25 protein-coding genes and 1 pseudogene are annotated in these 23,324 nt (G+C 67.9%); 10 read left to right on the top strand and 16 right to left on the bottom strand.

Annotated elements, in window-relative coordinates; translation table 11 throughout:
* The 3 genes and pseudogenes from ABD848_RS20835 to ABD848_RS20825 all read right to left on the bottom strand — a co-directional run.
* Window positions 1–370 (bottom strand): annotated as a pseudogene (locus ABD848_RS20835) (hypothetical protein); the annotation flags it as partial.
* A 207-nt stretch (window positions 371–577) separates the two neighbouring features.
* The gene (locus ABD848_RS20830) at window positions 578–919 is read right to left on the bottom strand and encodes a DUF6507 family protein (protein WP_344975339.1); all 342 of its coding nucleotides are present in this window, start codon (window positions 917–919) and stop codon (window positions 578–580) included.
* A gap of 57 nt (window positions 920–976) precedes the next feature.
* Window positions 977–1,330, bottom strand: coding sequence for a hypothetical protein (locus ABD848_RS20825; protein ID WP_344975337.1), 354 nt, complete (start codon window positions 1,328–1,330; stop codon window positions 977–979).
* A gap of 207 nt (window positions 1,331–1,537) precedes the next feature.
* Between ABD848_RS20825 and ABD848_RS20820 the strand changes: the two genes are divergently transcribed.
* From ABD848_RS20820 to ABD848_RS20790, 7 genes are all read left to right on the top strand, one after another.
* Window positions 1,538–1,873, top strand: a complete 336-nt coding sequence (locus tag ABD848_RS20820) for a hypothetical protein (protein ID WP_344975335.1) — start codon at window positions 1,538–1,540, stop codon at window positions 1,871–1,873.
* A 27-nt stretch (window positions 1,874–1,900) separates the two neighbouring features.
* Window positions 1,901–2,206, top strand: a complete 306-nt coding sequence (locus ABD848_RS20815) for a pore-forming ESAT-6 family protein (RefSeq protein WP_344975332.1) — start codon at window positions 1,901–1,903, stop codon at window positions 2,204–2,206.
* A 127-nt stretch (window positions 2,207–2,333) separates the two neighbouring features.
* On the top strand, window positions 2,334–3,404 hold the full coding sequence (locus ABD848_RS20810) for a TNT domain-containing protein (RefSeq protein ID WP_344975329.1): 1,071 nt from the start codon (window positions 2,334–2,336) through the stop codon (window positions 3,402–3,404).
* A complete protein-coding gene (gene eccD, locus ABD848_RS20805) occupies window positions 3,401–4,726 on the top strand; it encodes a type VII secretion integral membrane protein EccD (RefSeq protein WP_344975326.1) in 1,326 nt (441 codons plus the stop codon). The genes ABD848_RS20810 and eccD overlap by 4 nt, the downstream gene beginning before the upstream one ends.
* 34 nt (window positions 4,727–4,760) lie before the next feature.
* On the top strand, window positions 4,761–5,669 hold the full coding sequence (locus tag ABD848_RS20800) for a MinD/ParA family ATP-binding protein (RefSeq protein WP_344975323.1): 909 nt from the start codon (window positions 4,761–4,763) through the stop codon (window positions 5,667–5,669).
* Between the two features lie 801 nt (window positions 5,670–6,470).
* Complete coding sequence (locus ABD848_RS20795) at window positions 6,471–6,854, top strand: ArsR/SmtB family transcription factor (RefSeq protein WP_344975320.1); 384 nt, start codon at window positions 6,471–6,473, stop codon at window positions 6,852–6,854.
* Window positions 6,851–7,489, top strand: a complete 639-nt coding sequence (locus ABD848_RS20790) for an SRPBCC family protein (RefSeq protein WP_344975317.1) — start codon at window positions 6,851–6,853, stop codon at window positions 7,487–7,489. Before ABD848_RS20795 ends, ABD848_RS20790 begins: the two co-directional genes overlap by 4 nt.
* A 427-nt stretch (window positions 7,490–7,916) precedes the next feature.
* Here the strand turns inward: ABD848_RS20790 and ABD848_RS20785 are convergent, their stop codons facing one another.
* The 5 genes from ABD848_RS20785 to ABD848_RS20765 form a co-directional block, all read right to left on the bottom strand.
* Window positions 7,917–8,318, bottom strand: coding sequence for a hypothetical protein (locus ABD848_RS20785; protein WP_344975314.1), 402 nt, complete (start codon window positions 8,316–8,318; stop codon window positions 7,917–7,919).
* A 503-nt stretch (window positions 8,319–8,821) separates the two neighbouring features.
* A complete protein-coding gene (locus tag ABD848_RS20780; RefSeq protein WP_344975311.1) occupies window positions 8,822–9,688 on the bottom strand; it encodes a sugar ABC transporter permease in 867 nt (288 codons plus the stop codon).
* Window positions 9,682–10,686, bottom strand: a complete 1,005-nt coding sequence (locus tag ABD848_RS20775) for a carbohydrate ABC transporter permease (protein WP_344975308.1) — start codon at window positions 10,684–10,686, stop codon at window positions 9,682–9,684. Before ABD848_RS20775 ends, ABD848_RS20780 begins: the two co-directional genes overlap by 7 nt.
* Before the next feature lie 6 nt (window positions 10,687–10,692).
* Window positions 10,693–11,973, bottom strand: a complete 1,281-nt coding sequence (locus ABD848_RS20770) for an extracellular solute-binding protein (protein WP_344975305.1) — start codon at window positions 11,971–11,973, stop codon at window positions 10,693–10,695.
* 421 nt (window positions 11,974–12,394) lie between these two features.
* Window positions 12,395–12,676 (bottom strand): hypothetical protein, encoded by a 282-nt coding sequence (locus ABD848_RS20765; protein WP_344975302.1) that lies wholly within the window; start codon window positions 12,674–12,676, stop codon window positions 12,395–12,397.
* An 816-nt stretch (window positions 12,677–13,492) separates the two neighbouring features.
* On the opposite strand from ABD848_RS20765, the gene ABD848_RS20760 reads away from it, so the two are divergent.
* On the top strand, window positions 13,493–14,350 hold the full coding sequence (locus ABD848_RS20760; protein WP_344975299.1) for a patatin-like phospholipase family protein: 858 nt from the start codon (window positions 13,493–13,495) through the stop codon (window positions 14,348–14,350).
* Window positions 14,351–14,365: 15 nt separating this feature from the next.
* Here the strand turns inward: ABD848_RS20760 and ABD848_RS20755 are convergent, their stop codons facing one another.
* The 4 genes from ABD848_RS20755 to ABD848_RS20740 all read right to left on the bottom strand — a co-directional run bounded on the left by ABD848_RS20755 (window position 14,366) and on the right by ABD848_RS20740 (window position 17,514).
* Window positions 14,366–15,064 (bottom strand): FkbM family methyltransferase, encoded by a 699-nt coding sequence (locus ABD848_RS20755; protein ID WP_344975296.1) that lies wholly within the window; start codon window positions 15,062–15,064, stop codon window positions 14,366–14,368.
* 410 nt (window positions 15,065–15,474) lie between these two features.
* The gene (locus ABD848_RS20750) at window positions 15,475–15,867 is read right to left on the bottom strand and encodes a VOC family protein (protein ID WP_344975293.1); all 393 of its coding nucleotides are present in this window, start codon (window positions 15,865–15,867) and stop codon (window positions 15,475–15,477) included.
* Between the two features lie 16 nt (window positions 15,868–15,883).
* The gene (locus ABD848_RS20745; RefSeq protein ID WP_344975290.1) at window positions 15,884–16,798 is read right to left on the bottom strand and encodes an NAD(P)-dependent oxidoreductase; all 915 of its coding nucleotides are present in this window, start codon (window positions 16,796–16,798) and stop codon (window positions 15,884–15,886) included.
* Window positions 16,799–17,157: 359 nt separating this feature from the next.
* On the bottom strand, window positions 17,158–17,514 hold the full coding sequence (locus ABD848_RS20740) for an STAS domain-containing protein (RefSeq protein WP_344975288.1): 357 nt from the start codon (window positions 17,512–17,514) through the stop codon (window positions 17,158–17,160).
* Between the two features lie 691 nt (window positions 17,515–18,205).
* Here ABD848_RS20740 and ABD848_RS20735 point away from each other — a divergent pair.
* Window positions 18,206–19,021, top strand: coding sequence for an SAM-dependent methyltransferase (locus ABD848_RS20735; RefSeq protein ID WP_344975285.1), 816 nt, complete (start codon window positions 18,206–18,208; stop codon window positions 19,019–19,021).
* 179 nt (window positions 19,022–19,200) lie between these two features.
* A complete protein-coding gene (locus ABD848_RS20730; protein ID WP_344975282.1) occupies window positions 19,201–19,479 on the top strand; it encodes a GlsB/YeaQ/YmgE family stress response membrane protein in 279 nt (92 codons plus the stop codon).
* A 105-nt stretch (window positions 19,480–19,584) separates the two neighbouring features.
* Here the strand turns inward: ABD848_RS20730 and ABD848_RS20725 are convergent, their stop codons facing one another.
* From ABD848_RS20725 to ABD848_RS20710, 4 genes are all read right to left on the bottom strand, one after another.
* Window positions 19,585–19,842, bottom strand: coding sequence for a hypothetical protein (locus ABD848_RS20725; protein WP_344975279.1), 258 nt, complete (start codon window positions 19,840–19,842; stop codon window positions 19,585–19,587).
* Between the two features lie 232 nt (window positions 19,843–20,074).
* Window positions 20,075–21,004, bottom strand: coding sequence for a Rieske (2Fe-2S) protein (locus tag ABD848_RS20720; RefSeq protein ID WP_344975276.1), 930 nt, complete (start codon window positions 21,002–21,004; stop codon window positions 20,075–20,077).
* 121 nt (window positions 21,005–21,125) lie between these two features.
* The gene (locus tag ABD848_RS20715) at window positions 21,126–21,509 is read right to left on the bottom strand and encodes a hypothetical protein (RefSeq protein ID WP_344975273.1); all 384 of its coding nucleotides are present in this window, start codon (window positions 21,507–21,509) and stop codon (window positions 21,126–21,128) included.
* A 226-nt stretch (window positions 21,510–21,735) separates the two neighbouring features.
* Window positions 21,736–23,244, bottom strand: coding sequence for a hypothetical protein (locus ABD848_RS20710; protein ID WP_344975270.1), 1,509 nt, complete (start codon window positions 23,242–23,244; stop codon window positions 21,736–21,738).
* Window positions 23,245–23,324 lie beyond the last annotated feature (80 nt).

Below are 23,324 nucleotides of genomic sequence, written 5' to 3'. Positions count from 1 at the left end.
GCTGGCTGCGCCAGTCCTCATGCTCGACGACGAAGGCCGCCATGTCCTGGGCGTCGGCCTTGAGCGTGTGCCAGCGCGCCAGCAGAGGCCGGATCGCCGCGGCGAAGTCCACCAGCGCCTGGCCCGCGGTCACCGCCGCCGATTCCACCTCGTCGCCGGCGGTAGCCACCGGATCGATCGCGGCCAGCAAAGTGTCGGCCTCGGGGGCGTGATAGACCTCGGCCAACCCCGCCCAGGAGGCTGCGATGTCGTGGCCCGCCTGAGCGATATCGCTCCCGTCGGCCTTGAGCGCCTGGCCCGCCGCCTCGATCGCATCCGGGTCCACATCCGGAATCACGATCTTACTCGGATCGATCACACCCTCGCTCACCCAACAACCTCACAAAGGATTCGACTTATTCATCTGTCATGGGTTATCGCCGGCACACGAAACCGGTCGCCCATCCGAGTGAGAGGGACGCGAACCCGTTCGGGTTCCGTTCCGTCGCGCGCCTTATTCGACAGCGGAGATAGGCACGCCCGGCCACCGGAACAGGCACATAACGCCCCCTACCTTCCGAAATCAGGCTCAGGAATTCTAAAGATCGAGATCAGAGATATCTCCAGCGTTCTGTTGCGCCTCGGCCGCCATTTCCAGATCGCCGTCCAGATACGCCTTGGTCGCGTTCGAGCAGCCGACCACCGCGCTCGACCCTTTGGCGACCATGCTTTTCAGCGTGGATTCGTACTCTTCGGCGAACTCGGTGAGCGCCAGCGTGATCGGGCCGCTGCCGGCCTCGCCGGCGGCGGTCTCGACGTGACCGGCGAACGTGTCGATCAGAGCGACCAGACCGCCTTCCCCGTCGCTGCCTCCGAGCTGTTCGTTCACCTCGGTCATGATGCTGCTGACCTCACCGGCCTGAATGTCCCATCCGGACATGCGCGTGCGCTCCCCTCTCCCCAGCCGCTGCGTGCGGGCGGTTCCGGATGCGTGGTGTCAAGCGATTCGTGGCGGGTGCTGACGGTCGGACGCGGCGAACACGTCCGCTCGAAAGTTGGCGGGCGGGGGCGGCGGGGCAGAGTGACCGGAACCGGTCAGCCTCGCCTCCTCCGCGGTCAGCCGCTGCCGCAGCAGCGCCAGACTCTCGCCGGCGCGAGCGGCATCGCCCTTGGTGTAGCCGGCCAGCCGCGCGGTGAAAGCGTGCAGCCGGGCGCGGGGCGAGCGCTCCGACTGCTCTTGTGACGTGCTGTCTTCCACCTCGCCACTCTGTTGTCCACCCTGGTCGCCAGTGTCGTCGAGCGACGATTGGACACCGTTCCAGTCGGTGGTATCAACCAATTCGAACTTCATGCCTATTATGCCCCGATACGCCCGCCGGACTGACTCCGTATCTCCCGTGCTATCTGCTGTATTATGCATATCACCGGAAGCGCAAGGAAATTCTGCCGCCCCAGCGAAAAACAGTAGCGAACCACGGAAACCAATCGCTCGCCGGGTGCGTCTATGAATCCGGTTATCATCCAACCGCCCGATAGGCGACCGAGGAACAGGTGAACAATGTCACGATGGGACTATGGCGACCAGACGCTGACCACCCTGGCCCGGAATACCTCGGGATCAACAGATGAACTGGGAAGTCTGATCAAGGAGCTGATCAGCGCGGCCGAGCCGCTGGTCGGCAGGTTCAACGGTGCCGGGAAAGCGGCGTTCGACTCGTTCAAGGCGCGTTCGGAGCAGATCACCGCCGACCTCAACGCCGGCCTCGGATCGATCAATGAGGGTCAGTACGGCATGGAGACGGCCTTCTCCTCCGGCAACCAGGCCATGGCCGACGAGGCCCAGCGCAACATGGCCGCGGCCAACTTCGACGCCGCCAAGTTCAAGACCGCCTGAAACCGCATCGATCCGCTAGGAGTCCCGATGAGCGGCACCGGACGCAACAGCTACGACATCGGCGCTTCACAGGAGGCTCAGACCAACATTCACGCCGTCATGGCCCGCCTGGAGAACCTGATCGGCGAGCATGACGTCGACGTGAGTAACGCTATGGCCGATTTCGAGGCCTCCGGCGTTTCCGACGAGTACAGCGCCAAAGAACTCAAGTGGCACAATGCCGGCAACGAGGTCCGAGAGATCATCCGCCTGGTGCGCCAGACGCTGGAGAACAACGACGGCACCGCCCAGACCGCGCTGAGCCGGGCGAGCGCCGCCGTACAGGGCATCTGAGCGGACCCGACTTACGACACACTCCACCCGCGGGAGGGGAACCCCGCCATACGGGGCGCCCCTCCCGCGGCGCGCGGAGGCGGACTCTTCGTGACCGACCGCGTTCGAGGCGTGGAAAGGAACCGGGATGGCACGCGACTACGACAGCCAGCTCCTGGAGTCGGTCGCGGTGCGCCGGCAACGGCTTCGGGAGGCCGTGCTCTTCGGTCGGCAACGCAGTCGCCGCCGGTTGGACGAAGGCGTCGGCAAGGTGATCGCGAGCGTGTGCCTGGCGGCGGTGGCGTGCGCGGGCACGGTCGGGTGGTCGTTCGTCAGCAGCCAGCTCACCAGCCAGCGTGAGGCACGGGAGCAGGCCGAGGCGGGCCCGCCCAACGTCGCGCCGCCGCCGGTACCGGCCGAGTGGGTGGGCGCGCGGGTCACCCTCACGATGCTGCGCGAGGAACTGCGGCGAGCCGAGGTGCCGCGCGACCTCTACGTACTACCGGGAGACCCGCGCCCGCCGGAGGGCACCCTCGCCAGCTACTACCTGCTCACCGAAGACGAAGACAGCTTCTCTGTGGGCATCATCGAGTTCGGGCAGGGACGCACCGGCGCGGAGTTCACCTCTATGAACGAGGCCGCCCGATGGCTGCACCGCCAACTGGTGCTGGAGGAGGCCGAACCCGACCAGCTCAGTGCCGCCGAGGAACGGCAGGCAGCAGCGCGCAGCGCCGAACTGATCGAGGAAGTCGAAGGCAAGCTCGCTGAGGCCAGCGGCGACTCCGTGGCCCACACCCTGGCCGTGGGAGAGATCGTCGACGCTTTCGGCCCCGAGAGTGGCTCGCTGCTCTTCCCGGAGGAGGTGCCCTTCAACGAGCGCGGCCTGCCCGACTACGTGCGCTCCCCCCGCAACGAGCCCGCGGCGGCCGACAGCGAGGACGTGGCGCGGAGCCGCCACCGCTACCGGGTCATCCACCCGTTCCAGGTGACCGCCTCGCTCGCGCCGAGCACAGCCGAACACCCGGGCGGCGGGGTCCGGTTCAGTGTCGAGCCGGGCGGGTTCTCCCGCCCGGTAGAGCTGCCCAGCATCCGTTGGCTGCTGGGCAACGGCTATCTGGAGCGGATCGCGGCGGGTGGGCAGGCAGCCGCGGGTGCGGCGGACGGTTCGGGGGGTGCCGCAGCGGCGACTGGAACACGGCAGGGGCTGGAGGAGCCATGACCGCGTGGAGCAGGGTGACGCTGGTGGGGCCGGAACGCAGAGTCGACGCGGTCCTCCCCGCGCGCGAGCCGATCGGGGAGCTGATGCCCGAGATGCTGCGGCTGTTGGGCGATACGGCGAGTGGCCCGGCACGATTACTGCACCTCACGACGGCCTCGGGAAGCATCCTCACCGGCGACACGACGCTGGCTGAACGCGACGTCACCGATGGCGCGGTCCTGCGCCTGGTCCGTAGCGACGAGCCGCTGCCGGCTCCCGTGGTGCACGAGGTCCCCGAAGCGGTCGACGAGGCGTTGAACGGCCATCCCGGCCACTGGAGCCCACAGGCGGCCCGCTGGACCGCTACCGGCGCGGTCGGCGCGCTGTGCCTGGCGTTGGGGGCACTGGTGTGGAACGGAACGCACGACGGCGCGGGCGCGGCGGTCATGGCGGTACTGGCCGCAGTGCTGCTGGCCGTGGGCCTGGTGTTGGGGGTGGTGGGCCGTGAACCGCTGGGCACCGCCCTGGCCCTTGGCGGCGGCGCTATAGGCGTGCTCGCGGTGTGGTTCACCGCCGACCTGTACGCCTGGCCGGGGTGGCTGCGATGGGGTGGCCTCGCCATGCTGCCGGGGCTGATCGTTCTGGGACTGGGCGTGACCTCGCCATTGGGCAGGGGCGGTGTGGTCGGCGGAACGGTCGCGCTGGCGCTGGCGCTGGTGTGGCTGGGGTGTGGTCTGGCGGGGTTGAGTATCGCCGACACCGGGGTGGTGCTGGCCCTGGCCTGCGTGGTGCTGTTGAGCCTGTTCCTGCGGGTCGCGTTGACCCTGTCGGGGCTGACGGTGCTTGACGACCGGCGTAGTGCGGCCGGCACGGTCGCCCGCACCGATGTGGCCAGCGCACTGGCCAACGCGCACCGCAGCGTGACCGTGGCCACCGCGGCGACAGCGATCGCGGCGGCCGTTGCAGGCTGGGGGCTGGCCACAGAGTTCACGTGGTGGACGGCGAGTCTTGCGGTGCTGCTGGCGGTGGTGGTGGCCAGCCGGTCGCGGATGTTCCCGCTGGTCGCGGAGAAGGCGGCGCTGCTGGCTGCGGCCGTGGTGATCGTGGCGAGTTTCGCGCTGGCCTGGTCGGGTCAGGCCCCATGGGCCGGCTGGCCGGCGGCCGGCCTGCTGCTGGTGACCCTTGTCCTGCCTGTGACGGTGCTGAGCGTGCAGGCCCCGGAGCACATCCGGGCGCGGCTGCGGCGGATAACCAGTCGAATCGAGGCGGTGGCGGTGGTGCTGTTGGTTCCCGTCGCGGTCGGGGCGTTGGGCACCTTCGAGCGGCTCCTCGCCACCTTCTGATCACCGCCGCGGCGTAAGGAACGGGATGCGGGCAATGCAGGTACACACCGGGCGGCGCGGCGGCGAGGTGACCGTCTCCGACACCCGTGGAGATACCCTGCTGCACCGGGTGGGGCGCAGTGTCCTCCGCGCCTTCCGGCCCGCCGATGAGGTGTTGGCCGCCGTAGCCGCCGGCCAGGCGTTGCAGCGGCCGATCACCACTGGCCGTCGGATCGTGGTGACGGGGCCGCGGGACGAGGTCGGCAGGAGCACGCTGGCAGCGCTGCTGGCCATGACCTTCGCACACTATCGCCGCGACCGGGTGCTGGCGGTGGACGCCGCGGCGGGAACGGGCACGCTCGCGTCGCGGCTGGGGGTACGGCCGCGCGTGTCGCTAGGCGATCTCGTCGACACTGCGATCGGTGCGGGTGGCTTCGACGACGTCGAACCGCACCTGGCCGGTGTCCGCGAGCGGCTGTGGGTGCTACCGAGCGAGCGTGCGAACAGCCGGGGTGGCCGGCTCGGAGATCACACCTATTCGGGCACGGTTTTACCGCTGACGCGATTCTTCGGGCTGACGCTGGTCAACTGCGGCTCCGACATGTTCGACGGAATCAACCGGGCCGCGATGCTCAGCGCGCACGCCTACGTGATGGTGGAGTCGGCCACGCGCGAGGGCGCGGCGAGCATGAGCCAGGTAATCGACCGGATGGTCGCTGTAGGAAACCGAGCGTCGGTGGAGCGCACCCTTGTCGTGTTCGTGGCCGGCGCCGCCCGCGCGGACGCGGGATTCGACTTTGCCGCCACCGCGGAGCGGATACGCAACAACGGAGCCGAGGTGACCCGGGTGGGCTATGACCGCCACCTCGCCGAGACCACGGCGATCGACCCGAGGCGACTGGCCGAGAGCACCCACACCGCCGTGACGCGGGCAGCAGGCGAGGCCCTGCGCCTCTCGATGTGACCACCATGTGCGGGGCGGTAGTTGGCCGCGGCCCCGTAGCGGGAGAGCGGCGTGTTCGGCACCGTTCGCGTGGTCGCCGGGTTCACCGGGCCGGAACGTGCCTCCGTCCTGCCGTCATCCCAACGACAGGGCAGCGTCGACCTGGGCAAACGCGAAAAAATCAGTGATAAGCACAAAATATAAACAGCGTGATTGACAACACAAAAAACATACTTCTACTATGGGAGCGCTCCCAAACATCCCCCACGCATGCGAGAGGGAGGCCCGATGCCAGGCCGGCTCGTCAAAGGGCGTGAGCACCCAGCCGCTTCCCCGGTGCCATCCCCCGTGTCTCTCTGCGCTGCGGCTACGCCAGCAGCCCGTGCCGGCCTCTCCCCTGGCGTCGAGGCCACGCTCCCTGCGCGGGGAATCCACTGCTGCTAAGACTTTCCCTAAGCGCGCGGGATCCCCTCCTCTCCCCACGCGCACCCGTGAGCGCCCGCGCCTTCCCCTCACCGGCGCGGGCGCTCACCACTCTCTTGTCACATCAGGACATCGGCGCAGTCGGCCCCTCTTTCCCGACGAGTGACGCGCAACGGCCGGGAAAGGGCATTGCACGTGGCCAGCGACCATCCCCGGGGCGCAAGGGGAGATCTCCTCGACGGATGTCTGGTTGCTGGCCGAGAAGCCCCGGTGTGTCGACAGTCAGGCAGTGGTAAGGACAGCTAACCCTCGACCTGCCGCATGGCGGGTATCAACAGGCTCGCCATACCCTTTTTATAAGCATTGCCTTATATAAGGCAACGTTGATAGCTTGACGGCGTGCATGCGTTCGATGTGCTTGGCGACCCGGTGCGGCGCAGGATTCTCGAACTGCTCGCCGAAGGTGAGCGGACCTCCGGGGAGGTGTGCGCCGTCGTTCGCGAGGAGTTCTCGATCTCCCAGCCGGCCGTGTCGCAGCACCTCAGGGTGTTGCGTGAGTCCGGCTTCGCGACGGTGCGCCCGGAGGGGGCCCGGCGGTTGTACGCGGTCAACTCCGAGCCGCTGCGCGAGGTCGACGTGTGGCTCGACCGGTTCCGACGCTTCTGGACCCCGCCGCTGGAGGCGTTGGCGACCGAACTCGCCCGCGGCAAGCGCGAACGGCGCCGGCACGACTCCGATGACGACTCCGGACGAGAAGCACCGGACCAAGGGGGAAACCGATGATCGACGTCACCCACCAGATCAACGCCGTACGGCGCCGGGTCGGCACGCGCGTACTCGAAGCGGGCGAGGCGCGCGTGGTGACCATCAGCCAGACCTACGACGCCACCATCGATGACGTTTGGGACGCCTGCACCAACGCCGAGCGCATCGAACGCTGGTTCCTGCCCATCTCGGGTGAGCTGCGGCTGCACGGCCACTACCAACTCGAAGGCAACGCGGGAGGCACGATCCAACAGTGTGATCCGCCCAAAAGCTTCACCGCGACGTGGGAGTACGGCGGCGACGTCAGTTGGATCGAGGTTCGGCTGTCGGCCGATCCCGAAGGCGGCACCCGCTTCGAGCTGGAGCACATCTCCCACGTCGACGACGAACGGTGGGCCGAGTTCGGCCCCGGGGCCGTGGGCATCGGCTGGGACATGGGACTCGTGGGGTTGGCTACCCATCTGTCGTCGGGAGCGGCCGTGGACCCGCAAGAGGGCGCGGCCTGGGCCGCCTCCGAGGAGGGCAAACGGTTCATGTCGTTGAGCAGCCAGCGCTGGAGCGAGGCGAGCATCGCCGCCGGAACCGACCCCGAGCAGGCTCGGGCGGCGGCGCAGCGCACCATGGCCGCCTACACCGCCGAGCCCTCCGAGTAACCCGCGCCGCACCGCGACACCCGGCATGGTCACCCTCGCCGCAGGGCAGGCACTGGTGACTGCTGCCCGGCAACACCGGCAACAGTCGTCAACAGCCCCGCGCGGGCCCCGCCTTGCGGAGGGGCCATGGGCGCTTAGGTTGTTGTTTTTCGAAAAGGGCGGCGAGAGTGGACGGTTGGCGCCCGCGGGTGAACCGCCCCCGCGGGCTGGCGAGATCGCGCAGCGATCGAGGCACGAGCCAACGGAGAACGCTCCCCACGGCCCCCGACCCCAGCCGTTCAAAAAACAACAACCCAGCGGCCCCGTCCGCGGAATCTCCCGCATGCCAGCACCCCCTTTCGGGGGCTGGGCCCCCGAGCGCGCGCCGGGAACGTGCCGCCGGTGGTGCGAGCGAGCTATTTTAGTCGCCCTCCGCCGCTGAAGGCGGCTAGGAAGGTTCACCGCCTCCGCGACGCCTGAACAGCAAGAGCAGTCCCAGTGCGACGAGGCCGAGCAGGGCTCCCCAGACCACGTTGGTCAGGACGATGCTCACCGCCCCGGCCGGGGAAAACCCTTGAGCATCGGGGAGGAACACCCGCGCCACGAGGTTCAGGGCGATCGCGAAGACACCGTAGGCGGCGCCGGCGAGAGCGAGGGTGAGCACCGGCTGGGCGACCCGTCGCGCCACGACGACGCCCACCCAGACGATCGCGAGCAGCGCGGTCAATAGGAGTGGTCCCCACGGCCCGGTGCCCTCGTAGACCCCGGCCATGCTCAGCAGTGGCCGCAGAAGCTGCAAAGCCCCGAGCCCGCAGATCAGCCCCCACGGCAGTTTCGTCCCCCACGTCATCGCCGGCCCTTTCCGGTTGGCGGCGCTGGTGCCCGACAGTGCGCTACGGCCGGGAGCCCCTGACCGGGAGCGGTGACCGGCCGGAGTGGTTCGCCTACCCGGAGGCCACGAACCCAAGCGTGCGTGGTTGGCGGGCACGCTGTCCTCCTCCGTGGGAGGACAGCGTGCCTACGCTCGCCGTGGTACACGGAGGGGGTGTGTACCACGGCGAGCGTAGCGGTGCCGGCGGACAGGACGGGAAGGTTGACGTCCGCCGGCCACCGGCGGTGACGAGCCGGGGTCGCCACGAGGAGGCTAGGGTCTGTTTTTCGGACGACTGGGGTGGGGGCTGTGGGGGTGTTCTTCCGTTCGCTCGTGCCTCGATCGCTGCGCGATCTCGGCAGCCTATGGGCGGCAGTGGAGGCGCTCGCCCGTTTTGCCCACCGGCTGCCCTCACCGCCCCACACCGGGATCGACGGCCACACACCCGCCGGCCGCGTTACCAACCTCCCCGAACATCACACCTAGGTCTTGGTGCTGCCGGAGGTGAGGCCGGTGACCAGGTTGCGTTGCACGAGCAGGAATACCACGGTCGCGGGAGCGGCGATCAGCACCGAGGCGGCGCTGAGCATGCCCCACTCGGCGCGGAACTGGCCAACGTACTGTTGTAGCCCGACCGCGAGAGTGTAGTTCTCGTCGGCGGTCATGAACGCGGTCGCGTAGGCCACCTCGCCCCAAGCGGTGATGAAGGCGTAGAAGGCGACCACGGCCAGTCCGGGGCGGGCCAGCGGCAGCACCAGCCGCCGGAAGGTGCCAAACGGGGAGAGGCCGTCGACACGGCCCGCCTCGTCGATCTCGACGGGGATGGTGTTGAAGTAGCCCCGAAGCATCCAGGCACAGAACGGTACCGCCATGGTGAGGTAGGTCAGCATCAGGCCGAGGTGGTTGTTGATCAGTCCCAGCCCTGCCAGCACGTTGTAGATCGGCACGATGAGGATGGCCACCGGGAACATCTGGGTGACCAGCAGCGTCCACATCAGGGGCCGCATCCCGGGGAATCGGAAGCGGCTGATCGCATACCCCGTGGTGGCGGCGACGAATACCGCGAACAGGGTGGTGCCTGAGGCCACGATCACCGAGTTGGCGAACCAGCGCAGGAACGCGCCCGAGGAGAGCACCTGGATGTAGTTGTCCAGGTTGGGGTCGTGGAACAGTTCGATCTCGGTGGTCTGCCACGCGCCGCGCGGCTTGAGGGAGGTCAGCACGATCCACAGCACTGGGAACACCGCGACCGCACTGGCTGCTATGAGGATGGCGTGCAGCCCCACCGACGCCAGCCGGCTACGTTCGCGCCTGACGCGGGAGGCTCCCCGCTTGACGGTGGTCACCATGCCTCCCCTCCCTTCCGAAGCGCCCGTTGGTAGACGAAGGCCATCACGGTGAGCAGCAGCAGGATGAGTATCCCGTAGGCGGCCGAACCGCCGTAGTCGCGGATGCCCTCGAAGGCCATCCGGAAGGCGTAGGTCACCAGCAGTTCGGTGCTGTCACCGGGCCCGCCCTCGGTGACCAGGTAGATCACGGGAAACTGGTTGAACGTCCAGATGGTGCCCAACAGCACCACGGGGGCGCTGACCGACCGCAGGCCGGGCAGCGTGACGTGGACGAACTGCTGCCACGGGGAGGCGCCGTCAACTCGGGCCGCCTCGTACTGTTCGCGGGAGATGGACTGCAACCCGCCCAGTAGCGCCAGCATCATGAACGGCACGCCCAGCCAGACGTTGACCATGATGACCGCGATCTTGGCGGTGAAGGGATCGTTGAGCCAGGGCACCCCCGGTATGCCGATCCCGTTCAGGATCGCGTTGAACACTCCGTAGTCGTTGTTGAACAGATAGCGCCAGATGAAGGCGGTGACGAAGGGAGGCACCGCCCAGGGCAGCACGAGCAGCATCCGGTAGAGCGCGCGCCCGCGTAGGCGGCGGTTGAGCACGCTGGCCAGCCCCAGCCCCAGGCCGTAGTGGGCGGCGACGCATACGACGGTCCACACGACCGTCCACGTCAGCCGAGGCCAGAAGTTACCCACCTCGCCGGTGAGGATGGCGGTGTAGTTCTGCGCGCCGACGAAGTCATAGCTGGGCGGGATCTCGTTCATCCCGATGGTGCGTCCGACGGTGGCTTCGGTCGCGTTGGTCAGCGACAGGTACAGGCCACGGGCGAATGGGTAGCCGATGAGGACGCCCATGACGATGATCACGGGGGTGATCATCGTCCAGGCGTACCAGTGGGTGTCCCAGAGGCGACGGAGTCGGCCGTGGGGGCGGGCGCCGCGGCCACGGGGGGAGGGGTCCGTGGCCGCGGCGGCTTCGCCGGGGGTGTCGAGGACTGTCATCGCCCCTCAGTCCCAGTCGCTGAGGAAGGTCCGGTACTCCTCGGCCACGGCGTCCAATGCCTCCTGGGGGGTGGCTTCGCCGGCGATCGCCGCGGAGTACTGCGTGTTGAGCGGCTCGAACAGCAGCCCGCCCTGCGGAATCCAGGGCCGCGGGTGCGCGCTCTCGATCACCGGCTGGAAGGCGGTGACGATGTCGTTGTTCGCAACCTCGTCACGCTCGTAGGCCGAGGAACGGGTGGGCAGCAGGCCGAGTTCGGCAGCGACCTTGGCCTGGCTGTCGGTAGAGGCCATGAACTGGATGAACAGGTACGAGGCGTCGAGGTTGCCCGAGCCGGCGTAGACGGTGTAGTCGTGGCCGCCGATGGGGCCGCCCCCGCCTTCGGGGCCGGAGGGCACCGCGGCGACACCCAGGTTGTCGGGGTTGTCGGCGAAAGCCGACCCGCTGAGGTTGTCGGTCATCGACCAGGGGCCGTTGAAGATCATGGCGACCTCGCCTTCTTTGAAGGCGGTCTGCATGTTGTTGTAGGTGTCGGTCAGCGCGGGCTCGGAGGCCGCGCCGGTGTCCACCAGATCCAACGCTTGCTCCAGGGCCGCCACTCCCGCGTCGTTGTTGACGGTGATCGCCTGGGCCTCGGCGTCGAGGAGGTCGCCGCCTTGGCTGTAGAAGTGCGGCAGCAGGAAGTAGGAGTCGCCGGCGTTGAGGTAGAAGCCGTCGGCGTCGGTCTCCTCGCTCACAGCGAGAGCGGCTTCCTTGAACTCGGCCATGGTCGCGGGCGGCTCCTCGAAACCGGCCTCGGCGAGTAGCTCCTTGTTGTAGAGCAGTGCCAGCGAGTCCGTGACCTGGGGAACAGCGTAGGTCTTGCCCTCGAACTCGGCGCTGCTGAAGGGCGTCGCCAGGAAGTCTTGGCTGTCTTCGAGGGCGATGGTGTCGTCCAGCGGCGCGAGGTAGCCCAGAGAGGCGAATTCCGGTACCCAGGCGACCTCGGTGCGCATGACGTCGGGAGCGCCCGCCCCGCTTTGGGCGGCGGTCTTGAAGTTGTTCTGCGCGTCGGAAAAGGGAACGTTCTCGTAGTTGACGGTGACCTCTGGGTACTCCTCTTCGAAATCCTCGATGAGTTCCTGGAAGATCGGCGCCTCGTTGGTGGCGTCGGAGGTGTCCCAGAAGGTGATCTCGCCACTGATCGCTTCGGGATCGGCCGTACCCGATCCCTGGCCGCTGTCACCGCTGCACGCGGTGACAGCCAGTGCAAGACTCGCGCTTACCGCGCCCACCTTGACGAACCGCATTGGTTGCTCCTTACCGGTTCACGAAAGTACCCCTCGTGCGTCTGTCGCCCCCGTACGACTGAAGGATTGCGCAGAAACTAGCAAGAAATTTCAGTCTTTGAAACCTCCTTGCAAGCGCCTGTCGGACCAACCCCCAAGGAGACCGCCATGACCTGCAATAACACCAAAGCAACGAGGATGCTAACTCCTTACGAGGTCATTGCAACCGCCCCACGGAAGACACAGCAGGAAAACAAATAACAACCCTCAGCGACGTTTTCGGCGACACCGAAGACGCTGCATAAACACACGATCACAGAGGATCATCACCCGCGTGGGGCGCATCGCCCCCAGGCGAGGAGCGGGCCGAAATGACGCAGGGCGGACCGAGCGGTGCGGCGCACCGCCGAGACCCACGAGACTCGACGGTGCGCCGCCCGCCTCAGGCCGAGGGCGCGATATGGACAGTGCCGTAGCCGGTCACGAACCAGCGTGCCGCGAGCACCTCGTTGACGGGCAAGAACACACGCTCCGAGGGAAGGGTGATCTCTTCCTTGGGAGTCCGGGCGACGAAGCAGCAAAAACCCATATCCGCGACGTCGCAGACCCACCGCCGGGTTTCATGCGGAATATATATCGGCAGCTCATCGGGAAAATCAGCGTTCAAACCCCGCCGACGAGCCTCGCGACGCATTACTTCCAGCGCGTGTTCTTCAAGAGTCACGTGCCTGCCCCCGTTTTTCTATTGCACCATGCCCGGAACCACCGGGACTCAATCCTTCATCTGTCCACATTTAGGACAATTAATCATTCCCTCAGGGACCGACTGATTGCAGTTACCGCAGGTCCACGACGGGAGATTTTGGAGTCTTGGCGGACGCTGCCTCATGGGCCACTCCTAGGGCCGGGGGATGATACCCCATCGACGGTAACCCGGCCGCAGGAAAACGTCAGGATATCCGACCTCATCCGGCCACCAACCGCTCCGCCTCCGCAGAGCGCACGAGGCTTCTCCACTGTCTGCCGCAATCGTGGAGCCAGCACCGTCACGACGGCTCGCCACCGCGTCAGCGGCAGGCCCGGACCCGTGGATCGGCGGCTTCACCCACCCCCGCATCGGGGCGATCGGCTCCGAAACTCCCGGAACACTCGGCAGCGAGCAGCATCGCCGAGATCTTCAGCCGTGACATCACCCCATCTCGGTAGTAACCGGCAGCAGCCCCTTTCGACGCCCCACCCGCTGTGGGGATTTCACGCAGGAAAAGCGTCACGTCGATTGTGGAGCGGGGTGCCAGGTAACCGACCTCCCCACAACCGATCTCCGCGGAGCCATTGTCACCGCATATGGCTCAATTGCCGTAGCGCTCAATCCCGACGGTGACCGGAGTATTAGGCTGAGACCCGCTGACGCTGGATTGACGACGGGCCACGAGGCTCCCCCTCCCCCCGATAGGTCGCCGCACGAACGAGGGCGATACTGCTGCCGGGAGGGGGCCACGCCCCGGCAGACGGGGTGGCTCGGAAGTCGAGGAGGGTATGGATGGAATCGACCGCACTCGTGCTCGGCGGCGGAGGTATCACCGGAATCGCCTGGGAGATCGGGCTGCTCGCGGGGCTACGCGAGGTGGGCATGGACCTGACGACGGCCGGACTCATGGTGGGTACATCCGCCGGATCTGTGGTGAGCTCGCAGTTGGCCGGCGGCCTCGACCCGGAGTTGCTCTACGCCAGCCAGATCGAGCCACCGGTCGAGGGCGCAGAGAGCGCGGCCCCACTGGAGCTCACGCTCCAGACGATGGCGGAGATCGGCGCCCAGGCCACTGATGCCCAGCAGTTCCGCGCCCAATTGGGCGCGCGGGCGCGTACGGCCCCGACGCAGGGCACCGAGCAGGAGCACATCGACCAGTTCGCCTCCAGGCTGGCTATTCAGGAATGGCCGGAGCGCCCCCTGATGATCACCGGCGTCGACGCCGAGTCGGGTGAACCGATCGCCTGGACCCGCGACTCTGAGGTCCCGCTCCTGCTGGCCATCGCCGCGAGCTGCGCGGTGCCTCTCGTCTGGCCGCCGGTGACCATCGACGGCCGCCGCTATATGGACGGCGGGATGCGCTCCCCCACCAACGCCGATCTGGCGGTCGGAGCCGACTCGATCGTGGTGCTGGCTCCCAGCGGTCCCGACACCGCCGTGGGGGTGGGTTCGATGACCCCCTCCCAGGAGGTCGCCTCCCTGGGAGCGGGGGTGCGCTCGCGCATTATCGCCCCCGACAGCGCCGCGCTTACAGCCATCGGCCCCAATGCGCTGGACCCCGCCCGTCGCGCCGCGGCAGCCCAGGCTGGGCGGGCCCAGGCCACAACCGAACTCGCCCGGGAACTGGCCGACCTCTGGCCGGCCGCCTGAGGGGCATGCCCGCCCTCAGCGGCAGCGGAAGAGGTAGTTGCGCACCGGGGCCACGACACGTGCGATTGGGCGCCACGTCGCGCCGTGGAGAGCGTACATCCGGTACCCGCGCTGCGTGAGCCAGTCGACCACGGCCTCGGGGCCGGTCCCGTAGCGGCGCGCGTGGCGCTCCTCGATCTCGATCAGCAGGTCGGGACGGTCGCGCTCGATCGTGACGCGAGCCCCGGTGAGCAGCGCGAGCTCGGCCCCCTCGACATCGGCCTTGATGAAGTCGACCCGGTCGATGCCCGCGCTCGCGCACAGCCGATCCAAGGTGTCCACCTGGACCCGAACGTCGATGTGGGACTCGAACTCGTCGTTGGAGCCCACCCCGTGCGCGCCACTGTCAATGAACGAGCGGCCGGTCACAAGGGAGCCGCGGCGGACCGGAACCCGGATCACCGTCTCCTCCGGTGCCGCCCCGAGTGCGAGCGCGTGCCGCTGCACGTTGCCGCCGGCGCGGGGCCGCAGCACCGCGTTCCACACCGGGTGGGCGAACAGCAACGGCTCGACGCTGTGCACGGTGCCGCGCGGTCCGACGAGGTCGGCCAGCACCGCCGTGTACAGGCCCAGGGCCGCGCCGGCGTCCACGCACACCGCGCCCGACCGTACGACCGACCGCAGCCCGGCCAACTCGGGTTCCAGCCACGGTGTCGTGCGCCCGAGGGTCCGCACAGCGCGAGAGAGCGCCTTGACGCGCAACCGGTCCAACGGTGGGCGTGCGCCCCCGAAACCGCTGCGGGAGGGAGGGGAGCCTCGACCACCGGTGTTTGCGGGGGGTTGGGTCATCTGTTCGTCGGCGCCCCCGCCACCGGAAGCGCCTACCTCCCTACTTCGCTCGCTCGCGGCCGTTGCCGTCGCTCCTTGCCATGGTGGCGAGCCCCACAGCCTCGGCGGCTGCGTGCCGCCGCGCTTCGCCCTCGACCGGTGCGCCCGCGAAGCCAGGTTAGGCCCACGGGCGCGTGTTCCCCGCGGCGAGGAGCCCGCCGCAACCGCTGGGGCTCTCGCAAGTGACGGGAAGAAAGGTCAGATGGCAAAGGTACGCCGCCGCCGGAGGCGCACCAAGGAAGCCGGCGGCGCCGGACTCACGGCTGGGGCCGGTAACGCATCGGATGGTCCTCGGGCACCTGCACCACGCAGATACGCAGGCCGTCAGGGTCGGCGAGCCACATCTCCACCAGCCCCCACGGCTCGCGGACGGGCTCGCGCAGGATGGTGGCGCCGCGGTCGCGCAACTGGGTGTGGGCGGCTTCGATGTCTGCGACTTGGAGCCACAACTGGGTGGCCTCGGGCGTGGGCGCGTGTTCGCTGCGCCCGGAGACCTCCAGGAGGCCACCGCCGATGAAGAAGACCGTGGCTCGCCCGAGTCCCGTGTCGAACTCGCGGTAGATGGCGAGCCCGAGCACGTCGCGGTAGAACGCGCGGCTACGGTCGAGATCGGTGGGGTGCAGCAGAATACGACTGCTGAGTACGTGCACTGGTGTCCCTTCACGCTCACTCGGGCCGCTCGGGCGCGCCGGCGGACTCCGTGGCGAAACTGGCGTAGTATCCGGCCGCCATGTCGCGCTGGCCGTGGCCTGCACGCACGGCACGCTCGAACCTGGCTGCGCTGGCCGCGGCGAGGTCGAGTTGGATTCCACTCTCGCGCGCCGCTTCGGTGATGAGGCGGGCGTCCTTCGCGGCATTTTCGATGGAAAAGCTCGGCGTGTAGTCCTCCTCTAGGATCGCGGTGGCCTTGGCGTGCAGGTAAGGAGTGTCCAGCGGGCCGCCTGCGACAAGGTCGAGGAAGTCGCCGGGGGCGACCCCGAGAGCTTCGGCCAGCGCGACCGCTTCTCCCGCGGCTGAGGTCAACGCCAAGACCCAACTGTTGGCCACGAGTTTGAGCCTGCTGGCCGCACCCGGGTGGGGCCCCAGCCAGCGCGTGCGCGCCCCGATCGCGTCGAACACGGGGGCCAGCCGAGAGCGGGCCGCGGGGTCGCCGGAGGCGAGGATGGTGAGCGCCCCTTGCTCCGCGGGGGCGCGCGTGCCCAGGACGGGAGCGTCGACGAACGTCAGCCCCAGATGGTCAGCGAGCTCCGCCAGGTCGGCGGTGGCATCGACACCGACGGTGGTCGTCTGTGCCCAAATCGCCCCGGGCGGCGCAGCCAGGTCGGCCATGACCTCGCGCACCGTGGTGCCATCGGTAAGCATGGTGACGATAACGTCGGCCTCCGCAACCGCCTCCTGCGGGGTGGCGGCGATCCGGGCTCCGGCGTGGGCCAGCGGCTCGGCTTTACTGCGCGTGCGGTTCCAGACTCGCACCGGCACGCCGGCCTGGGCGATGTTGCGGGCCATGGGGGCGCCCATAATCCCGGCCCCTAAGACCGCGACAGTCGGATGCTGTGCCTGTGTAGTGACCGTTTCGTTCATGCGCCTCTCCTACCCGTACCTCCCCGGCTCTTTGCTGACGTGAACGCTGGACCCACTGGCACGACGCGAGGCGGGAAAACGGCAAAAATCGGACTGTGCATGTTTAACAGCGTGCGCAAGGGTAGCGGGAGTACCGAGCGGTCGTGAGGAACCGACGCCGACGAACGGGTCATTCCGGCGTGTTCCATACTCGGCTCGTCCCGTCACTGGGGGGATGATGGGACCGGAGGTGTTCGGGGGGCCTCCGCGAGGCGACCGCCGTCGGGGTCCGCGCCACAGGCGCGGACCCCCTACCTGTCTTCCGGGGATAAGGGACCGGCGGTGGAGCCGACTGCCCGTGGACAGAGACACCGATGCGTTCAGTGAGGTGCGCCACTGGTCGCGGTGAGCGCTTCGTGGACGCTGCTGTAACGCTCGAAGAGCGTGTCGGCGCCCGCCATCTCGAAGGCTCGGCACACGGTGAGGTGCGGGGTGACCAGCACGAGTGAACAGCCGCTCTCCTCAGCTCGCTGGCGTACTCGCATCAGGGCCACCAGTCCACTGGAGTCGCAGAAGACGGTGCCGGACATGTCCACGACGAGCCGGCGAAGGCCAGCGTCGAGCAATGTCGACAACTGGCTCCACACCTGGTCACGGATGTAGTAGTCGACCTCGCGGGGCATCTCGACGATGGCACCCCTGTCGATGCGGTGCTCGGTCAGCCTGTTGTCGACCATGCCGCTTGGGTGGCACCTCGCTTGCGGGTCAGGTGGCAGGGGCTTCCCCGCCGTTTCCGGATACGTAGGTGTCCAATGGTTCGGCAGCGTACCGGTAATTTCGGGGGTGAGGTACAGCGTGATCGCCTTTCGCATAGCCGCGGCGTGGTTGCGACGTCGAATCCGTTCCCGCCCTGACAGCCGCGAGCAGCGCGGCAACGCGCGGATGTAGCGGGTCGTGATCCATTAACTGGAGCACGTGCTCCAGTAACTCGTCGTCGCTGAGCGCGGCCCAATCCAACTCGCTCCGATCGGTCCGGTCCATCGTGGTTCGGCCCCTATCGGTCTACTCGTCACTGTCCAACCGGTTTACTTATCACAACACCGTCGACTCGGCGCGTCCGCGGCAGCTCGGCTGCCCTCCCGCGGGTGTGGAAGTCGCGGGGGATCGCCACCTGAAACGGTGACCGAGTCGTACTGGACTTTTATCCAAAGCACGGCTGACAAACGTGACCAGGGGATATAACGATCTCGAACGTTGGTGGAGGCCGATCCGGGACATGACGAACCAGAAATACGGACATTAAGGACAAATTAATCAATTAGTACTACTTGTATGGTGAAACCGCAAAGCAGGGTCCACGGGCGGTCTATAGTCGGTGAGAAGATGTGACCCCTCTCTCCCGCAGGAGACCGGATGTCAGATTTTCCTATGAACACCAGTCCCGCCGGCCGGGAAATACCCGATTTGAACACCGGGGTCCCCACAGCGGCCCGCGTCTACGACGTGATGCTCAATGGAAAGGACAATTTCGAGGTCGACCGGGAGGTAGCGGCCGGCAGCCTGGCAATCATGCCTGAGCTGCGAGAGATCGCCATCTACAACCGCGAGATCCTGCACCGCGCGGTGCGCCATATCGCTACCGAGGGGGGCGTCACGCAGTTCCTCGACCTCGGTTCGGGCCTGCCGACCGTACGCAACACCCACGAGGTCGCCCAAGAGGTCGCACCGGACGCGAGGGTCGTCTACGTTGACATCGACCCGATCGTCCTCGCCCACGGCCGCGCGATCCTGGCCGACAACCCTGGCACCACGGTCGTCACCGCCGACATCCGCGATCCCCGCACACTGCTCGAACACCCCGAGGTCACGGGCCTCATCGACTTCGAGCAGCCGGTCTGTGTCATGCTCTGCGGCATACTCCACCACCTGCTCGACGAGGAGGACCCCAACGGCATCGTCGCCATGCTACGCGACAACGTCCCCTCGGGGTCGTACTTCTTCATCACCAACTTCACCCGGCTGAGCGACGAGCCCTCCAGTCTCGACCTGGAGGAGCAACTCCTCGAACAGCTCGGCACCGGCCGGGTACGTACCCCTGCCGAGTTGGTGCGCCAGTTCGACGGGTTGGAATTGCTCTGCCCGGGTATCGTGCCGCTGCCGCTGTGGCGCCCCGACGAACCCGTGCTCGACGCCACGACAGTGGCCGTGCGCTTCATGACCGGAGGTGTGGCCAGAAAACCGTGATGTCCGGCCGGGTGGAGGGCGAGGCCAGTGGGAGCGGATGTCGCCGCGTGCGCCCCGATGAGTGACACCGGCCACCGACGGAAAACACCCCGGCTGCCCCGTGACCGGACAGCCGCATCGGGTAGATGGAAACGGGGAAGGACAGTGAGTAGCGCACATTGCCGACTGGGGGTGTGATCATGGAGGTCACGGGCATCATCAGCGGGCTCATCATCGGTCTGATCATCGGTGCGGTCGCCCGGCTGATCATTCCGGGAAAGCAACGGATTCCGATCTGGCTGACCATCGTCGTCGGTGTGGTCGCGGCCCTCGTGGGCACTGCCATCGCCGGCTTCGCTGGCTACGCGATAACTCCAGGCATCGACTGGTGGGAGCTGATCACCCAGCTCGTCCTAGCGGTGATCGGTATCTACATCGTCGCCGGCCTCTACGCCAGCCGCAGGAGCAGTAGGGCCTGACCTCGCGCCCGGGAGCCGCAACGGCCCTCCCGGGCACCACGCGCTCGGGGCCACCGGTGCCCGCCACAGCCTGTCGACGCCGGCCGGTGAGGCGATCGTGGCCCCTTAGAAAGGCCACTCCACCATGTCGTCCACAGGCCGCAGGGAAATCTTGATGGTGCGGCCCGCGGCGAACCCCGCGAGCCGCGCCTGAATCACGCCGGCCAGAACAGGCAGCGGGCGCCCCCTACGCGTACGGACCCGAAGCTCCACGGTCCCTGCGGCCACACCCTCTCCATCGGCCGTGATGACGGCGTCCACCACATCGGGTATGGCACGAACACGTGAGATGACGTCCTCGCCCGGAAGGTGCGTATGGGCCATCGTGTCTCCTGTCCAGCTAGGGAAAGTCCCAGAGCGTCCCCGGAGGGGGACGCTCTCTTTCCTTGAAGACAACGGAGACACCGCATTCTTACGCCATCGGGCACATGCTCTAAGTCACATGTATCCGCAGGTCAAAGCCGCACTAACGACCTGTTAGCGTCCACAGCGGCGCAGCCGCAGGCCGGCCACGGCTCCACCGGGAACCACGACCGGCCGCTTCAGGTGAGTGAAATCACTTTCCTGCCTGCGCCGTTCCCGAGACAGCGGACCGCTCGATGTCGCGCTCTCGCTGACGTTGGCGCGGCACCATCGCGCCGCCGCGGGAACGCCGCACGCTGACCCGACCATCACGCACCCGGGCTTGCAAAGTGGGCTGGGAAGCGCTCGCCGGCCCTCCGACGACCTCGCCGTCGGAGAGGCGGAAGGCGCTGCCGTGCCAGGGACAGACCAGGCAAGCCCCCCGCAATTCGCCCTGGGACAGCGGTGCACCCATGTGGGCGCAGATGTTCACGAGCGCACTCACTTCGGTTCCGGAACGCACGACGACCACCGGCACGTCGCCGACGGCCGTGGCGGTGGGCCGCCCCTGGGGAAACTCCGCCAGAGCACCGATGTCACGCCACTGACCAGGCAACCGCCCTACAGCGTAGGCGGCCTGGTTGGCTCCACCCGCCATGTGGTAAGCGATGTGGCCGCCGAGAAAGCTCGACACCCCCACCGACGTCAGCCCGGCAAAGGCCAGTGCCCGTCCCCATCCTCGCCGTCCGCGGATACGCGCCAGCGACGACGCCAAGTACAGCCCAAGAGCAGTGCCGTTGGCCGCGGCGTGGACCAGCCCTACTCGCTGGTGGGAGCGGTTCTGGCGAGACCAGTCCGTTGTCCCCGCCAGCGCGGCGGGCAGCGCCGTCACGATTCCCACGTTGATCAGGGCAGTGGCGGCGCGGTGGGTGCGCGGGAACAGGTCGAGCAGTGCCGCCGAGGTCCACGCCCCGATCGGAACCTGCACAAGCGGTGGATGCAGCGGGTGGCCCAGGGGGACGCCATGCAACATGTCGCGGAAGCGCCCCTCAGGTATGCGGTCCACACGATGCTGCACTGCTGTCACAGCTCGGTCCAGCCCCGTCGCCCGTTCGATTCGGTGAATCGGTTCTGCCAGTCTCATGGGCGCCTCCACTACCCTGCCGCTACCGGATGAATCGAAACGGTGTGGCTCAGCTCCGCCGCCCCTGAGAGCGTTCAGGGGCATGCTAGGCGGCGGCGTAGGTGGGCACAGCTTGGTGGTCTCACTTACCGGGGTCGGGCGAAACACCGCTCCGGCGCTGGCGGGCTGTCTCGGGTTCGGTAGCGCCGGAGGGGGCGCCGCGAGGCTGGTGCGTAGCGGGGGACGGCCGTACCGGTGGGTCGTTGAGATCGTCGAACTCGATGAGGACCCCGGCGCGGGTTTCGGTGATCGTGGTGTGGCGCTTGAGGCGCCTACCCGCCACCTTTCCCGCCGCGATGATGCGCTGCCGGTCGCGCTCGGTGAGCGCGTCGATGATGATGCGTCCATGCGTGCGAAGCCCCGTGGTGAGGCGCTCCACGAGAACGGGCTGTTCCTCGTGGGCATGGGAGGCGGGCAACCGGACCGGCTCAGCGGGAGAGCCAGGTGGGTCAGGCGAAAGGGGCATTGGATGTTCGCCTCGTTGCGAGAGCTGGGCGGAGAGGACATGGCCGCGAGGACACCAAGGGGAGCGGTGCACTCAGTCGTGACAGTGAAAGATTCTCGCGTTACCAGGAGTGACCCTAGTAGCCGAAGCCCCCTGGTAAACGGTTGCGTCGGATTTCGTGATCAACTTGCGACCGTATGATTATGTGCTGCTACGAATAGTGGTAACTCGCAGTTCGCGTGCTGTTTCACGAGCCCGGTTCCGTCACTGGACAGGGGGTACTCCCGTCCCCCGCCGCCGGGGTCCACGGCGGGATGTGCACCCTCCAGTCCTTGCCCGGCATGCGGTCGGACACGGTGTAGTTGTCCCAGTCTTGTGCCCACTGCGGCGGCGCTTCGCCCTCGGTCAGCAGTGCGGCCGGCCTGCGGCAGGTGAGAGCACGCAACTGCGCATGAGTATGGGTGGCGTTATGGCCGGCGGGAGCCGCCGACATGCACCCCGCGTGGTAGGCGATGGGGATGGCCTCGGCGCCGGTGAGCACGCACGGCGGGCGCACCCCCTTGTCGGCGAGGAATGCGGCGACCGTCGCGTAACTGCGGCGAATGCCGATGTGGGTGTCGGCCCAATGCCACAGGATGACCCCCTGGATCGCCAGGTGCCCGGTCACCCCCACGGCTAGGGCCACCGCCAGTACCGGGCGGGCTCGGGGTCGCCCCGCCCGCACGAGCGCGAGCGCGCCCAGTGCGGTGGGCAGAAAGAGCAGAGCATAGGTAGGCAGCAGGAACCGGGGAGCGGAGTAGTCGATGAGGAAGAGGTAGGTGACCGCGAGCGACGCCGCGACGGCGAGTGGGAGCCACCCCACGGCGGCCCGGCCGGCGCGCCCGGCGCGCACCACCCCCACCGCCGCGAGCGGGGGCAGGGCGAGCCACCACAGCAGAGCGGGCCAGTGCAACTCCCCCGACACGCACGGGCGGCACAGCAGCGGCCCGTCAAGGGTCGAGGCCACCTGGCGTAGCGAGAACGTGAGCCCGGTACCGCCCTGGATCTCGCTAGCTCGCTCCAGCCGCTGCCCTAGCCCACCAAAAGCGAGGTAGGACTCGACCACCCATGGCACCGCCCCAGCGGCCAGGCCGCAGCAGAGCGCGACCGCCAGCGACGTTTGCCTCCACGCTGGGACGATCGCCATAGCAGTCAGCAGCGCGACGCCGAGCCAGAATGTGTCGCTGGGACGCGTCAACCCGGCCAGGGCCAAGGCCACGGCCAGCCATAACAGCGGTCGCACCCCCCGCCCCGTCACCGGGACACGGGTCGCGACCAGGAACCACCCCACGGCGGCCACCGCAGCCATCGCCAGGTAGTGGTTGGGCATCGCGGCGGCCGTATAGAACAGCGACACCCACAGGCCGGCATAGCCCAGCGCCGCGAGCGGGGCCGCCCATGGAGTGGGCAACAGCCGCGCCCACGGCCAAAACGCGGCGAACATGGCCAACGCCGCGGCGAGGGCGAGAAAGCAGCGCAACGCGACCACCGAACCGGTGGCCAGCACAATCGGCGCCGCCAGCAGGGAAACGCCGCGGGCCCGTGGCGCGCTGAAGTAGGCGGCGGGCCGGCGGGGGTCGTACTGACTGACGTAGACCACCTCGTCCCAGCCCAGAAGAGTGGCCGGTTGGATCGCCACCAACCCCACCACCGCATAGCCGAGACACACCGCCCCCAAAGTGGCCGCGACCGGCCATGAATGACGCTGCGTTTCCATCGGCCCCAGTCTGGTGACCTACGGCGTTGTGGTGAAGCCTCCACACCAGCGCACAGGGGTGCGCGACCGCGTTTTCACGG

The organism is Salinactinospora qingdaonensis (genome assembly GCF_039539445.1).
Taxonomy (GTDB): domain Bacteria; phylum Actinomycetota; class Actinomycetes; order Streptosporangiales; family Streptosporangiaceae; genus Salinactinospora; species Salinactinospora qingdaonensis.
Note: the sequence above shows the minus strand (reverse complement) of the source record. Positions and strands in the feature narration are given on the sequence as shown.

What these genes read in the sequence shown, in the direction of transcription:
- ABD848_RS20770 (WP_344975305.1), bottom strand. Translation starts at nt 11,973, where the DNA reads ATGCGGTTCGTCAAGGTGGGCGCGGTAAGCGCGAGTCTTGCACTGGCT.
- ABD848_RS20790 (WP_344975317.1), top strand. Translation starts at nt 6,851, where the DNA reads ATGATCGACGTCACCCACCAGATCAACGCCGTACGGCGCCGGGTCGGC.
- ABD848_RS20800 (WP_344975323.1), top strand. Translation starts at nt 4,761, where the DNA reads ATGCAGGTACACACCGGGCGGCGCGGCGGCGAGGTGACCGTCTCCGAC.
- ABD848_RS20715 (WP_344975273.1), bottom strand. Translation starts at nt 21,509, where the DNA reads ATGCCCCTTTCGCCTGACCCACCTGGCTCTCCCGCTGAGCCGGTCCGG.
- ABD848_RS20825 (WP_344975337.1), bottom strand. Translation starts at nt 1,330, where the DNA reads ATGAAGTTCGAATTGGTTGATACCACCGACTGGAACGGTGTCCAATCG.
- ABD848_RS20785 (WP_344975314.1), bottom strand. Translation starts at nt 8,318, where the DNA reads ATGACGTGGGGGACGAAACTGCCGTGGGGGCTGATCTGCGGGCTCGGG.
- eccD (WP_344975326.1), top strand. Translation starts at nt 3,401, where the DNA reads ATGACCGCGTGGAGCAGGGTGACGCTGGTGGGGCCGGAACGCAGAGTC.
- ABD848_RS20725 (WP_344975279.1), bottom strand. Translation starts at nt 19,842, where the DNA reads ATGGCCCATACGCACCTTCCGGGCGAGGACGTCATCTCACGTGTTCGT.
- ABD848_RS20780 (WP_344975311.1), bottom strand. Translation starts at nt 9,688, where the DNA reads ATGGTGACCACCGTCAAGCGGGGAGCCTCCCGCGTCAGGCGCGAACGT.
- ABD848_RS20740 (WP_344975288.1), bottom strand. Translation starts at nt 17,514, where the DNA reads ATGGTCGACAACAGGCTGACCGAGCACCGCATCGACAGGGGTGCCATC.
- ABD848_RS20810 (WP_344975329.1), top strand. Translation starts at nt 2,334, where the DNA reads ATGGCACGCGACTACGACAGCCAGCTCCTGGAGTCGGTCGCGGTGCGC.
- ABD848_RS20760 (WP_344975299.1), top strand. Translation starts at nt 13,493, where the DNA reads ATGGAATCGACCGCACTCGTGCTCGGCGGCGGAGGTATCACCGGAATC.
- ABD848_RS20830 (WP_344975339.1), bottom strand. Translation starts at nt 919, where the DNA reads ATGTCCGGATGGGACATTCAGGCCGGTGAGGTCAGCAGCATCATGACC.
- ABD848_RS20815 (WP_344975332.1), top strand. Translation starts at nt 1,901, where the DNA reads ATGAGCGGCACCGGACGCAACAGCTACGACATCGGCGCTTCACAGGAG.
- ABD848_RS20820 (WP_344975335.1), top strand. Translation starts at nt 1,538, where the DNA reads ATGTCACGATGGGACTATGGCGACCAGACGCTGACCACCCTGGCCCGG.
- ABD848_RS20735 (WP_344975285.1), top strand. Translation starts at nt 18,206, where the DNA reads ATGAACACCAGTCCCGCCGGCCGGGAAATACCCGATTTGAACACCGGG.
- ABD848_RS20775 (WP_344975308.1), bottom strand. Translation starts at nt 10,686, where the DNA reads ATGACAGTCCTCGACACCCCCGGCGAAGCCGCCGCGGCCACGGACCCC.
- ABD848_RS20745 (WP_344975290.1), bottom strand. Translation starts at nt 16,798, where the DNA reads ATGAACGAAACGGTCACTACACAGGCACAGCATCCGACTGTCGCGGTC.
- ABD848_RS20720 (WP_344975276.1), bottom strand. Translation starts at nt 21,004, where the DNA reads ATGAGACTGGCAGAACCGATTCACCGAATCGAACGGGCGACGGGGCTG.
- ABD848_RS20710 (WP_344975270.1), bottom strand. Translation starts at nt 23,244, where the DNA reads ATGGAAACGCAGCGTCATTCATGGCCGGTCGCGGCCACTTTGGGGGCG.
- ABD848_RS20730 (WP_344975282.1), top strand. Translation starts at nt 19,201, where the DNA reads ATGGAGGTCACGGGCATCATCAGCGGGCTCATCATCGGTCTGATCATC.